10 protein-coding genes and 1 pseudogene are annotated in these 12,903 nt (G+C 70.3%); 9 read left to right on the top strand and 2 right to left on the bottom strand.

Features of this window, described 5'->3' with window-relative positions; translation table 11 throughout:
- Positions 1–83: 83 nt before the first annotated feature.
- The 8 genes from ACWDRB_RS40470 (at position 84) to ACWDRB_RS40435 (ending at position 11,177) form a co-directional block, all read left to right on the top strand.
- Positions 84–1,538 carry a sugar transferase gene (locus tag ACWDRB_RS40470; RefSeq protein WP_449902951.1) on the top strand — a complete coding sequence of 485 codons (1,455 nt, stop codon included), beginning with the start codon at positions 84–86 and terminating at the stop codon, positions 1,536–1,538.
- Between the two features lie 2 nt (positions 1,539–1,540).
- The gene (locus tag ACWDRB_RS40465) at positions 1,541–2,608 is read left to right on the top strand and encodes a glucose-1-phosphate thymidylyltransferase (protein WP_350733503.1); all 1,068 of its coding nucleotides are present in this window, start codon (positions 1,541–1,543) and stop codon (positions 2,606–2,608) included.
- Complete coding sequence (gene rfbB, locus ACWDRB_RS40460) at positions 2,605–3,531, top strand: dTDP-glucose 4,6-dehydratase (protein WP_449902949.1); 927 nt, start codon at positions 2,605–2,607, stop codon at positions 3,529–3,531. The genes ACWDRB_RS40465 and rfbB overlap by 4 nt, the downstream gene beginning before the upstream one ends.
- A gap of 25 nt (positions 3,532–3,556) precedes the next feature.
- A complete protein-coding gene (gene rfbD / locus ACWDRB_RS40455; protein ID WP_449902947.1) occupies positions 3,557–4,408 on the top strand; it encodes a dTDP-4-dehydrorhamnose reductase in 852 nt (283 codons plus the stop codon).
- A complete protein-coding gene (locus tag ACWDRB_RS40450) occupies positions 4,393–5,352 on the top strand; it encodes an endonuclease/exonuclease/phosphatase family protein (protein WP_357751801.1) in 960 nt (319 codons plus the stop codon). The genes rfbD and ACWDRB_RS40450 overlap by 16 nt, the downstream gene beginning before the upstream one ends.
- A gap of 52 nt (positions 5,353–5,404) precedes the next feature.
- On the top strand, positions 5,405–6,184 hold the full coding sequence (locus tag ACWDRB_RS40445) for a WecB/TagA/CpsF family glycosyltransferase (RefSeq protein WP_449902944.1): 780 nt from the start codon (positions 5,405–5,407) through the stop codon (positions 6,182–6,184).
- Positions 6,181–7,296, top strand: coding sequence for a hypothetical protein (locus tag ACWDRB_RS40440; protein WP_449902941.1), 1,116 nt, complete (start codon positions 6,181–6,183; stop codon positions 7,294–7,296). The genes ACWDRB_RS40445 and ACWDRB_RS40440 overlap by 4 nt, the downstream gene beginning before the upstream one ends.
- Positions 7,297–7,364: 68 nt before the next feature.
- On the top strand, positions 7,365–11,177 hold the full coding sequence (locus ACWDRB_RS40435; protein ID WP_449902939.1) for a LamG-like jellyroll fold domain-containing protein: 3,813 nt from the start codon (positions 7,365–7,367) through the stop codon (positions 11,175–11,177).
- Here ACWDRB_RS40435 and ACWDRB_RS40430 read toward each other — a convergent pair.
- Positions 11,174–12,004 (bottom strand): glycosyltransferase, encoded by an 831-nt coding sequence (locus ACWDRB_RS40430; protein WP_350733515.1) that lies wholly within the window; start codon positions 12,002–12,004, stop codon positions 11,174–11,176. The two genes, ACWDRB_RS40435 and ACWDRB_RS40430, sit on opposite strands and share 4 nt — an antisense overlap.
- Complete coding sequence (gene rfbC, locus ACWDRB_RS40425; protein WP_350733516.1) at positions 11,998–12,555, bottom strand: dTDP-4-dehydrorhamnose 3,5-epimerase; 558 nt, start codon at positions 12,553–12,555, stop codon at positions 11,998–12,000. The genes ACWDRB_RS40430 and rfbC overlap by 7 nt, the downstream gene beginning before the upstream one ends.
- Here rfbC and ACWDRB_RS40420 point away from each other — a divergent pair.
- Positions 12,539–12,835: pseudogene (locus ACWDRB_RS40420) on the top strand (class I SAM-dependent methyltransferase); the annotation flags it as partial. The gene rfbC and the pseudogene ACWDRB_RS40420 overlap by 17 nt on opposite strands.
- Positions 12,836–12,903 lie beyond the last annotated feature (68 nt).

Genomic DNA, 12,903 nt, shown 5'->3' with positions numbered 1-12,903 from the left:
TGATTGTGCGTGGGACATGTCAACCCATGTGGTTCAAGGAACGTCCTGTTATCGCGGTGCACAAGAGTTCTCAGGGTGGTGCTATGAGGGTGGGGACTGGGGAGTCCGTTGTCGTGCTCCTCGGGGCCGTGCCACGCCGCGCGTCGAGCATCTGGACGCGCGCGTACCTACGGCTCCTGTTAGGCGGTGATACGACATGCGCACTGCTGGCATGCGTATGCGTGCTGAGCATCAGGCTCATCGCCGGGGTGTTCATACCGTGGGTCGAGTTCATGCTCGGACTCGGCCTGATCGTCGCCTGGCCCGTCGCGCTCATGATGGGCGGCGCGTACCGGCAGCGTGCCAACGGCGAGGGAACGGACGAGTTCAAGGCCGTCTTCAACGGCGGTGTCGGCCTGATGGCGACCGTCGCCATCCTGGCCTACGCGACGCAGACCGCGGTCGCCCGCAGTTTCGTGATGGCGATGCTGCCGCTGGCGCTGCTGTCCACGCTGTACTTCCGCTACCGGATGCGTAAGCGTCTCCACCGAAGGAGAGCGGTGGGCGACTACATGCGTCAGGTGATCGCGGTCGGGCACCGGGAGTCGATTCTCGACCTGGTGATGCAGTTCAGGCGGCAGCCGCACCACGGAATGCAGGTGGTGGGAGCCTGCCTTCCGGACAGCGCGATGGACATCGACCTCGACGGCATCCCCGTGCTCGGCTCCTTCGGCGACGTGGCCACGGTGGTCGAGCGCGTGCAGGCCGACGCCGTGGCCGTGCTGGCCTGCCCGGAGCTGGACGGGGCCGCGCTGCGCCGGCTGGCCTGGAGCCTGGAGACCTCGCGCACCGACCTCTTCGTGGCCCCCGCGCTCATGGACGTGGCCGGGCCGCGCATCAGCATCAGGCCGGTCGCGGGGATGCCGCTCCTGCACCTGGAGCACCCCGAGTTCGACGGCACCAAGCAGGTCGCGAAGACCGTCTTCGACCGCCTGGTCGCCGCCGCCGCCCTGCTGCTCCTGGCGCTGCCGCTGCTGGCCATCGCGCTGGTGATCCGCCTCACCAGCCAGGGGCCGGCGCTGTTCCACCAGATCAGGGTTGGCAAAGGCGGCAAAGAGTTCCATGTAGTGAAATTTCGTACGATGGTGGTTGATGCGGAGCGGCTCAAGAGCGCACTTCTGGAAGCGAACGAGTTCGACGGCGTGCTCTTCAAGATTAGGAACGATCCAAGAATCACGCGGGTAGGCGCTTTCCTGCGGAAATACTCGCTCGACGAGCTGCCCCAGCTGCTGAACGTGCTCCGAGGAGAGATGTCCCTGGTCGGCCCCCGCCCGCCGCTGCCGGAGGAGGTGGGCCAGTACGGCGCCGACGTCCGCCGCCGGCTGGTGGTCAAGCCGGGCATGACCGGGCTCTGGCAGGTCAGCGGCCGCTCCAACCTGAGCTGGGAGGAGTCCGTACGCCTCGACCTGCGGTACGTGGAGAACTGGTCGCTCATCCTCGACCTGCAGATCCTCTGGAAGACCTGGTCCGTCGTCACCCGTGGAGAAGGGGCTTACTAGCGGTGAAAGCACTCGTGCTCGCCGGGGGGTCGGGCACACGGCTCCGGCCCATCACGCACACCTCGGCCAAGCAGCTGGTGCCGGTCGCGAACAAGCCGGTCCTCTTCTACGGGCTGGAGGCGATCGCGGCGGCGGGCATCAGGGAGCTCGGCCTGGTGGTCGGCGACACCCACGCGGAGATCGAGTCCGCCGTGGGGGACGGCTCGGCCTTCGGGCTGCAGGTCACGTACCTGCGGCAGGAGGCCCCGCTCGGCCTCGCGCACGGCGTGCTGATCGCCAGGGAGTTCCTGGGCGACGAGGACTTCGTCATGTACCTGGGTGACAACTTCGTGGTGGGCGGCATCAACGACCTGGTGGACAGGTTCGCCCGCGAGCGGCCCGCCGCCCAGATCATGCTCACCAGGGTCGGAGACCCGCGCCAGTTCGGGGTGGCCGAGCTCGACGCCTCCGGCCGGGTGGTCGGCCTGGAGGAGAAGCCCGCCCGCCCCAAGAGCGACCTGGCGCTGGTCGGCGTCTACCTGTTCAGCCCGGCCGTCCATGAGGCGGTGGCCGAGCTCAAGCCGTCGTGGCGGGGCGAGCTGGAGATCACCGACGCGATCCAGTGGCTGATCGAGGCGGGCCTGCGCGTCGAGTCCTCGGTGATCTCCGGCTACTGGAAGGACACCGGCAACGTCACCGACATGCTGGAAGTCAACCGGCTGGTCCTGGAGTCGGTCGAGCCGAGCGTACGCGGGCAGGTGGACGACGCCAGCGAGCTGGTGGGCCGGGTGGTCGTCGCGGAGGGGGCCGTGGTCGAGCGGTCCAGGATCGTCGGCCCGGTGATCATCGGCCACGGCGCGCGGATCCGTGACAGCTACGTCGGCCCCTTCACCTCCATCGGCGCCGACTGCGCCGTCACCGGCAGCGAGATCGAGTATTCGATCGTGCTGCCCAGAGCCTCCATCGCCGGGGTCGGCCGCATCGAGTCGTCGCTGATCGGCCACGACGTCGAGGTCACCCCGGCACCCAACACGCCCAGAGCCCACCGTCTCGTGCTGGGCGATCACAGCAAGGTACAGATCAGTTCATGACCCGGATCCTGGTGACGGGCGGTGCGGGCTTCATCGGCTCGCACTTCGTCCGCAATCTGCACGATGTGTACGTCACGGTGCTGGACAAGCTCACGTATGCCGGCAACCGGGCCAACCTTGAGGGAGTGCGGCACGAGTTCGTGCACGGGGACATCTGCGACGCCGAGCTGCTCAGGAGCGTCGTCCCCGGCCACGACCTCGTGGTGAACTTCGCGGCCGAGTCGCACGTGGACCGTTCGATCGAGGGCGCGGCCGAGTTCATGCGCACCAACGCGCTGGGCACTCAGACCCTCCTCCAGGCGTGCCTGGAGGCCGGGGTGCCGAAGGTGGTCCAGGTGTCGACCGACGAGGTGTACGGGTCGATCGACATCGGCTCGTGGGACGAGGACGCGCCGCTGCGCCCGCGCTCGCCGTACGCGGCGTCGAAGGCCGCCGGCGACCTGATCGCCCGGGCCTACTCGATCACCTACGGCCTGAACGTCTCGATCACCAGGTGCGGCAACAACTACGGGCCGGGACAGTACCCGGAGAAGCTCATCCCGCTGTTCCTCACGAACCTGATGCGCGGCCGGAAGGTCCCCCTGTACGGCGACGGCGGCAACGTCCGCGACTGGATCCACGTCGCGGACCACTGCGCCGGCATCCGGCTGGTGGCCGAGAAGGGGGAGCCGGGCGAGGTCTACAACATTGCGGGCACGGCCGAGCTGACCAACAAGGAGCTGACCGGCCGCCTGCTCCAGGCCTGCGGCAGGGGCTGGGACGCGGTCGAGTACGTCGAGGACCGCAAGGGCCACGACCGCAGGTACTCGATGGACGACGCGAAGCTGCGGGCGCTCGGCTACCGGCCGGAGATCCCGTTCGAGCAGGGGCTGAAGGACACCGTCCGCTGGTACGCCGAGCACCGGGACCGGTGGACCTCGTGATCGATCGGTTGCGCCGGGAGGCGGCATGAGGTGGCTCATCACGGGCGCCGGCGGCATGCTCGCCGCCGACGTCCTGGACAGGGCGGCATTGACGGGGGAGCCGGTGCTCGCGCTCGGCCGGGCCGAGCTGGACCTGCGCGACAGGCGCGCGGTGCGTGACTTCGTGTCCGCCTACCGGCCGAGAGTCGTGATCAACTGCGCCGGCTGGACCGCGGTGGACGACGCCGAGGCCGGGGAGGCGGAGGCGCTGGCGGTCAACGGTCATGCCGTGCGCTGGCTGGCCGAGGCCTGCGACCTGGCGGGGGCGCGGCTGGTGCACGTCTCCACCGACTACGTCTTCGACGGGGACGGCGTGGTGCCGTACGCGGAGGACGCGCCGACAGGGCCGATCAACGCGTACGGGCGGACCAAGCTCGCCGGGGAGTACGCGGCGCTGGAGCACGGGCACTACGTGGTGCGCAGCGCCTGGCTCTACGGCGCGGGCGGCGCGAACTTCGTGTCGACCATGATCCGGCTGGCGGCCGAGCGGCCCACGGTCGACGTGGTCGACGACCAGCACGGCCAGCCGACCTGGGCGGCCGACCTGGCGGACTATCTCGTCCGGCTGGCCCGGTCGGACCTGCCGCCGGGCGTCTACCACGGCACCAGCGCGGGCGAGACCACCTGGTGCGGGTTCGCCAAGGAGATCTTCAGCCTGCTCGGCGCCGACCCGGACCGCGTGCGCCCCGTGACCAGCGAGGCCTTCCCCCGCCCGGCCAAGCGGCCGGCCTACAGCGTGCTCGCGCACACCCGGGGGGAGCCGATCCGGCACTGGCAGGCGGCGCTGCACGCGGCCTGGCCGGTGCTGATGCGTGGACGCCGGTGCAGCGTCGTCTGAGGGACTCGATGCTGTGGCTCATGGTCGCGGGCCTCGCCGGGTGGGCGGGCCTGCGCCTGTGCGGATGGGAGCCGAAGTTCGTCTGGTCCCAGCTCGTGTCGTTCACTCCGTACGCGGCCGTGCTCGCGCTGGTGCCGCTGGGGTTCGCGGTCTTCTTACGCTCCGGGGCGCTGCTGGCGGCCGCGCTCGTCGTGACCGTCGCCTTCGCGGTCATCGTGCTGCCGCGCGCGATCCCGGAGGGCAACCCGCCCGCCGGCGGCCCGGTGCTGCGGGTGATGGCCGTCAACCTGCTGCACTCTTCCGTGCTGCCGCCCGACCTGGTCGACGCGGTCGAGCGCGAGCGGCCGGACGTGCTGCACCTGCTGGAGTTCACCGACCTGATGCGGGAACGGGTGGAGGAGCTCGGGCTGGGGCGGCTGCTGCCGTACAAGATCGTCCTGCCGGGGGAGGACTCCCAGGGAGCGGCGATCTACTCGCGTTACCCGCTGCGGCCGGGGGACGCGCCGATCGCGGCCCCCGCCTTCGTGGAGAGCCCGCGCCACCTTCCCGCCGTCGTCACCCTGCCGGGCGGGCGGGAGGTGGACCTCGTCGCGGTCCACGCGTGCGCGCCCTCCGAGGGCTGGCGTACGGCGTGCTGGGCGTCGAGCATCCGGGCGTTGCCACCCGCCGGAGGACGCCTGCGGGTGCTGGCCGGAGACTTCAACTCCACCCTGGACCACGCGGTGCTGCGCGACCTGATCGCCACCGGCTACCGGGACGCCGCCGACGTCACCGGCAAGGGGCTGGCCATGACCTGGCCCTATTACCAGCAGCCGCGGTTGTTCCCGAAGGTGGCCATCGATCATGTGCTGGCCGACCCCCGGATCGCGATCCGGAGCTTTCAGACCCTGCGGATGCCCCGGACGGACCATCGCGCGACGCTCACCGAGCTGGTCCTCCCGTGATGTCACGTTTCCGGAGCCGGAACCGATATGTCATGGACACCCAGGGGGATGGATGACGAGGTTGCCGGAGCAGGCCTCCAGGAAGACGCTACTCGGCACCACACTGGACGCCCTCACCATGCGTCAGGTGATCGCGCGGTGCGTGGCGGCGGTCTCGGAGAACAGGAGGCTCACCATCGGCGTGGTGAACGCCGCCAAGGTGGTCAACATGCGTACGGACGCCGCGTTACGGCAGTCCGTGGTCGACAGCGATCTCGTGCTGGCCGACGGGCAGGCGGTGGTCTGGGCGGCGCGGATGCTCGGTCACCGGCTTCCCGAGCGGGTGGCGGGCATCGACCTGTTCACCGAGCTGATGGCCGAGGGGCACCGGCGCGGCTACCGCGCCTATTTCCTCGGCGCGACCGACGAGGTGCTGGCCCGGGTGCTGGCAGAGGTACGGCTGCGCTATCCGGGGCTGGGCATCGCCGGGTCGCGCAACGGATATTTCCCGGTGGAGGACTCGGCCGAGGTCGCCGCCGAGATCGCCGAATCCCAGGCCGACCTGCTGTTCCTCGGCATCACCTCGCCGAAGAAGGAGATCTTCATCCGCGAGTGGGGCGAGAGCACCCGGGCGCGGATCATCCACGGCGTGGGCGGCTCGTTCGACGTGCTGGCCGGGCACACCCGCAGGGCGCCGGTGCGCTGGCAGCGCCTGGGCCTGGAATGGCTCTACCGCATGCTGCAGGAGCCGTTGCGGCTCGGTCCGCGCTACGTGCGGACCAACGGCAGATTCCTGCTCCTGGTGCTCCGGGAGCGGGCCGGTGTCAAACGCAGGATCGAGGAGACGACGTGACGGATCACCGGATCGCTCTGCTGAGCTCCGGACATCAGGACTTCGTGACGGGCATGGTGGACCTGTCCGTGCGCGGGCTGCCGCCGGGCTACGCCGACGGCGAGTTCGTGTTCACCCGCCGCGGCCGCCAGAACGACAACGGGACGTGGACTGCGGTGCCGGAAGGGCGCAGCATCCGTTACTCGGCGATCGTCGCGCTCGGCGTGGGGACCCTGACGGAGCAGCGGCAGCGGGCGGCCCTGGCCGGTGACAGCCTCCTCGACCTGGTGGGCAACCTGATCAAACGGCTGCCGGAGGTGACGGGGGTCGGCGACGCCGCGCTGATCTGCTGGGCGGCCGCGGAGGCCGGGCACACCGATCTGGATCTGGCGCTGAGCCGGCTCGCGGAGCTGGACGCGGGCGGCCCGATCTACACCGTCGAGGCGGCGTGGGCGCTGGCCGCCCTGGTCGCGGCCGGCGTGACCGACGGCCGGGCCGAGCGCGCCCGTGAGCGGCTGCTGGCCGGGCTGGCGGGCAACCGGCTCTACCCGCACGCGCTCGGCAAGGGGGCGCTGGTCCCCCGGTACCGCGCCCACGTCGGCTGCTTCGCCGACCAGGTCTACCCGCTGCAGGCGCTGGCCAGGCTGCACGCCGCCACCGGCGACGCCGAGGCGTTGCGCGCGGCCGAGCAGGTGGCGGAGGGCATCTGCCACGCGCAGGGCCCGCAGGGGGAGTGGTGGTGGCACTACGACGCCCGTACCGGGTCGGTGGTCGAGGGCTATCCGGTCTACAGCGTCCATCAGCTGTCGATGGGGCCGATGGCACTGCTCGACCTGGCCGACGCGGGGGGCACCGCCTACGTGGCGGAGATCTCCAAGGGCCTCGACTGGATGATCGAGCGGCCGTCCTTCGTGCTCGAAGAGCTCGCTCTGACGTGGCGCAAGGAGGCCAGGGCGGATCCCCGCAAACTGGTGCGCGGGGTGCGGGCCGTGGCGACGGGAGTGCATCAGGGGATGCGCCTCGGCGTGCTGGACCGGATCTATCCGCCGGTCGCCGTCGATCGGGAGTGCCGGCCGTACGAGCTGGGGTGGTTGCTTTATGCGTGGCTGTCCACTTGTGGACAGCCCTCGTGACTTCCGCCTGATTCGGTGCGATAGATCGAGTTCAGGGCTCGGGGGAGTTTCGGCTCAAGGGGGTTCTCGTGTTGAGGCGGCTTCGCCATGCGCTCCTTTCCGTCCTGCTACTCACCACCGGCCTGACGCTCATCGCGCCGTCCGCGGCGCAGGCGCTGCCGGGCAGCTTCCAGAGACAGGTCGTCTTCAGCGGACTGACCAACCCGACCAACATCGAGTTCGCCTCGGACGGCCGGGTGTTCGTCGCCGAGAAGAGCGGCCTGATCAAGGTCTTCGACTCGATCACCGACACCACGCCGGCGATCTACGCCGACCTGCGCACGCAGGTGCACAACTTCTGGGACCGCGGGCTGCTCGGCATGGCCCTGCACCCGAACTTCCCGGCCGACCCGCGCATCTACGTCCTGTACGCCTACGACGCGGTGCCCGGCGGCACCGCGCCGCGCTGGGGAACGGCGGGCGTGAGCGCCGACCCCTGCCCGACCCCGCCCGGCGCCACCGGCGACGGCTGCCTCATCACCGGGCGCTTATCCTCGCTGGCGCCCTCGGGCGGCTCGGTCGCCGAGACCCCGCTGATCACCGACTGGTGCCAGCAGCACCCCAGCCACTCCGTCGGCGACCTCAAGTTCGGACCCGACGGCATGCTCTACGCCAGCGGCGGCGACGGTGCCAGCTTCAACTTCGCCGACTACGGTCAGGACAACCTGACCAGCTCCGACGTCACCCCGGACAACCCGTGCGGCGACCCGCCGTCGCCGGTCGGCACGGCGCTCACCCCACCGGCCGCCGAGGGCGGCGCACTGCGCTCGCAGGACCCGCGCACCGGCGGCGACCCCGCGGCGCTCAACGGCACCGTGATCAGGGTCGACCCGAACACCGGCGCGGCCGCCCCCGGCAACCCGAACGCCGGCAGCAGCGACCCCAACGTGGCCAGGATCATCGCCTACGGCCAGCGCAACCCGTTCCGTTTCACCATCCGGCCGGGCACCGGCGAGGTCTGGGCCGGTGAAGTCGGCTGGAACACGTGGGAGGAGATCAACCGGATCGCCGACCCCACCGGCCCGGTGAAGAACTTCGGCTGGCCCTGCTACGAGGGCGCCGCCAGGCAGGGCGGCTACGACAACCTCAACCTGACCCTCTGCGAGAACCTCTACGCGGAAGGCGCCGCGGCGCACGCGCAGCCGTACTTCTCCTGGAACCACGGCTCCAAGCCCGCGCCGAACGACCCGTGCCCGTCCGGCGGCTCCTCCTCCAGCGGCGTGGCCTTCTACAACGGCGGCCCCTACCCCGACGCCTACGACGGCGCGATGTTCTTCTCCGACTACAGCCGGTCGTGCGTCTGGGTCATGACGAAGGGGGCCAACGGCCTGCCCGACCCGGCCACCATCACCACGTTCGACTCGGGTATGCCCGCCGTGGAGCTGCAGACCGGCCCCGGCGGAGATCTCTTCGCGGTCGACTTCACCAACGGGCAGATCATCCGCTACCTCTACAACAACACCCCGCCGACCGCGGTCATCGGCGCGAGCACCACGTCGGGCAACGCGCCGCTCGCGGTGAACTTCACCTCCGCCGGATCCGCGGACGCCGACGGCGACCCGCTCACCTTCCGGTGGGACCTGGACGGCGACGGCGACTTCGACGACTCCACCTCGGCCGCCCCGTCCTTCACCTACACCCAGCCGGGCTCCTACGTGGTGAAGCTGCGCGCCGACGACGGGCGCGGCGGCCTGGGAGACGCCACCGTCACGATCAACGTGGGCAACACGGCGCCGACCGCGACCATCAACTCCCCGTCGGCCGCCCTCACCTGGGCGGTCGGGGACACGATCGCGTTCTCCGGCACCGGCACGGACGCCCAGGACGGCTCGATCCCGGGGTCGCGGATGTCCTGGAAGCTGATCATGCATCACTGCCCCGGCACCTGCCACGAGCACGAGATCACCACGTTCACCGGCGCGAGCGGGTCCTTCGCCGCTCCGGACCACGAATACCCCGCTCATCTGGAGCTCAGGCTGACCGTGACGGACGCGCACGGCCTCACCGACACCAAGAGCGTGACCCTCCAGCCGAAGACGGTGAACCTGACCTTCCAGACCGCGCCCACCGGGCTGCAGCTCGGCTTCAACAGCGAGCAGACCGTCGCCCCCTTCACCCGGACGGTGATCGTGGGCTCCCACAACTCGGTCTCCGCGCCCTCGCCGCAGAGCGCAGACGGCTTCAGCCACACGTTCACCTCCTGGTCCGACGGCGGCGCGGTCAGCCACAACCTCACCGCGCCCGCCGCCGCGGCGACCTACACCGCGACCTACCAGCGGTCACAGGCGCCGGACGGCCTGGTGGCCGCCTACGCCATGGACGAGGGCGGCGGCACGGCCGTCGCCGACGCCTCCGGCAAGGGCAACAACGGCACGGCCGCGAACACCGCGTGGAACGTGACCGGCAAGTACGGCCAGGCGCTGTCGTTCAACGGCACGTCGAGCTGGGTGACGGTGGCCGACTCCGCGTCGCTGCGGCTGACCGGCGGGATGACCCTGGAGGCGTGGGTACGGCCCACGAGCGTCTCCGGGTGGCGGACGGTGCTGATGAAGGAGTTCGGCGCCGATCTGGCGTACGCGATCATGGGCAGCGGGAGCAGCGGCCCGGCGGCGTTCATCTACACGTCGTCGGGGGCCAATGCTCCGGCGGCGAGCAACCTGCCGTTGAACACCTGGAGTCATGTGGCGGCGACGTATGACGGGTCGACGTTGCGGATGTTCGTGAACGGCACGCAGGTGGCCACGAACCCGACGGGTGGCAACCTGCGTACCGGGACGAGTCCGTTGCGGATCGGTGGCAACAGCGGCTCCGGTGAGTACTTCAGCGGCCTCATCGACGAGGTCCGCGTCTACAACAAGGCACTCACCGCGGCACAGATCACCACCGACATGAACACCCCCGTCGGCCAGCCGGGACCCCCCGACACCCAGGCGCCCACGGCACCGGGATCCCTGGCGGCGACCGGCGGTCCGGGCAGCGCCCAGCTGACCTGGACGGCCTCGACCGACAACGTGGGGGTGACCGGGTACACCGTCCACAGGTCCGCCACCGCCGGGTTCACCCCGTCCGGCGCCAACCAGGTGGGCTCGACCGCGAGCACCTCGTTCACCGACTCGGGTGTCGCGGCGGGCACGTACTACTACCGCGTCGTGGCCTTCGACGGGTCCAGCAACACCAGCCCGTCGTCCAACGAGGCGTCGGCCGTCGTGACCCAGCCGCCCACGGTCAGCGGGCTGGTGGCCGCCTACGGGATGAACGCGGGCAACGGCACCGCCGTCGCCGACGCCTCCGGCAACGGCAACAACGGCACGGCCACCGCGGCCACCTGGTCGGCCGGCAAGTACGGCCAGGCGCTGTCGTTCAACGGCACGTCGAGCTGGGTGACGGTGGCCGATTCCACGTCGCTGCGGCTGACCGGCGGGATGACCCTGGAGGCGTGGGTACGGCCCACGAGCGTCTCGGGGTGGCGGACGGTGCTGATGAAGGAGTTCGGCGCCGATCTGGCCTACGCGATCATGGGCAGCGGGGGCAGTGGGCCCGGGGCGTTCATCTACACGTCGTCGGGGGCCAATGCTCCGGCGGCGAGCAACCTGCCGTTGAACACCTGGAGTCATGTGGCGGCGACGTATGACGGGTCGACGTTGCGGATGTTCGTGAACGGCACGCAGGTCGCCACCAATCCGACCGGTGGCAACCTGCGTACCGGGACGAGTCCGTTGCGGATCGGCGGCAACAGCGGCTCCGGTGAGTACTTCAGCGGCCTCATCGACGAGGTCCGCGTCTACAACAAGGCACTCACCGCGGCCGAGATCACCACCGACATGAACACGCCGGTCGGTTAGTCCCGGCTGCTCTCGTCACGCAGCCAGGTGGTGTAGTCGCCCGCGCGGATCGCGCGGGCGGCTCTCCGCCTGGCCAGCACCGCCACCATGACGAACACGACCGCCGCGCCCACCAGGCGCGGGTCTCCGGCCACGATGGCCAGCAGATCCCGCATGCCCGTACGCTCCCCGGCCGTGGCCGAGGCCTGCTCCAGCTCGCTCACGCTGGTCGTGGCACGCACCCGGCGGCGCATCAGGTCGGCGACGGTGCGCGGAGTCTGGATCACCGCACGCGCGCCGGCCACGATCACGCGCTCGTCCGGCGTGAACGCCAGCGAGGCGGCCAGATCGTCGGCCATCGCCGGCGGCAGGGCGCGGATCCGCGCGTTGCCCTCGTCGTTCACCGCGATGACGCCCCGGCCGAACAGCCCGGCGCGCACGTGCGGCAGCCGCGTCCAGATCGCGTAGTAGGCCCGGATCGGCCACGGGCGATCGGCCAGCGCCAGCTCCCGCTCGGGCGCGGCGGCGAGCGGCCCGTCCGGCGCGGCCAGCACATCGGCCAGCGCGCGGACGGAGGCGGTGCTCAGCTCGATGTCGGCGTCCACGTACAGCCGGGGATATCCGCGTGCCGCCTCGTCGCCCAGCCGCAGCGCCTCGCGCTTGGAGGGGACCGGCGTGGTCACGACGCGGACGTCGTACGGCTGCGCCGCGGCCACCGTGCCGTCGGTGCAGCCGTTGGCCACCACCACGACGTCGAACTCGCCGGGCGCGGCCTCCCGGAGCAGGCCGTCCAGCAAGCGGCCGATCACCTTGGCCTCGTTGTGGGCCGGTATCACGACACTTACCACGATGGGAGTATCCCCGCTTCCTGAGCCTGCTTGAGCGTGGGCGCCGCGCCGTCCTTGGCCGAGAGGATCGGCTCCCCGTCGAGCGGCCATTCGATGCCGAGATCCGGGTCCAGCGGGTGGACGCCGTGCTCACGCGCCGGGTCGTACGTGGTGGAGCAGAGGTAGAGGACGGTGGCCGACTCGCTGAGCGCCATGAAGGCGTGCCCCAGGCCCTCGGAGAGGTAGATCCCGCAGCGCGACACGTCGTTCAGCCGCACCGCCTCCCACCGGCCGAAGGTGGGCGAGCCGACGCGCACGTCCACGACGACGTCGAGCACCTCGCCCGAGACGCACATGACGTATTTGGCCTGGCCAGGGGGGACGTCGGCGAAGTGGACGCCGCGCAGCACGCCGCGTCTGGAGACCGAACAGTTCACCTGCGCGAGGTCCATCGATTGCCCCAGCGCCTCCCGCAGGTCGGCGGCGCGGAAACTTTCCAGGAAGTCGCCCCGCGGATCGCTGTGGATGCGGGGGGTGTAGACAAATGCTCCACTGATGCTCAGGTGCTTCATGAAGATACTTGTAACACTCCTTGGCGCCCACCCGAAGTACGGCTGTGGGTTTGCCATAGGGGGAAATCTTGTCATTTTCGGGTGGGGCCCATTGTTGAGGACATCGTGCCGGCTGTGTGGTTCGGCCGACCTGGTCGGTGTGGTGGATCTCGGGGCGACTCCGCCCTGTGAGCTCTTCCTCACCGCGGAACAGCTCGACGAGCCCGAGCTCACTTATCCACTTCACCTGCGGGTCTGCACCAGCTGTTGGCTGGCGCAGATACCGCCGCTGATCACACCGGAAGAAACTTTCACCGAATACGCCTACTTCGCGTCTTATTCCGCCTCATGGGTGGAACACGCACGGCA

The sequence above is a fragment of the Nonomuraea sp. NPDC003707 genome (assembly GCF_053587055.1).
The sequence above is the reverse complement of the archived record's forward strand: the minus strand, read 5'-3'. Positions and strand labels throughout refer to the sequence as shown.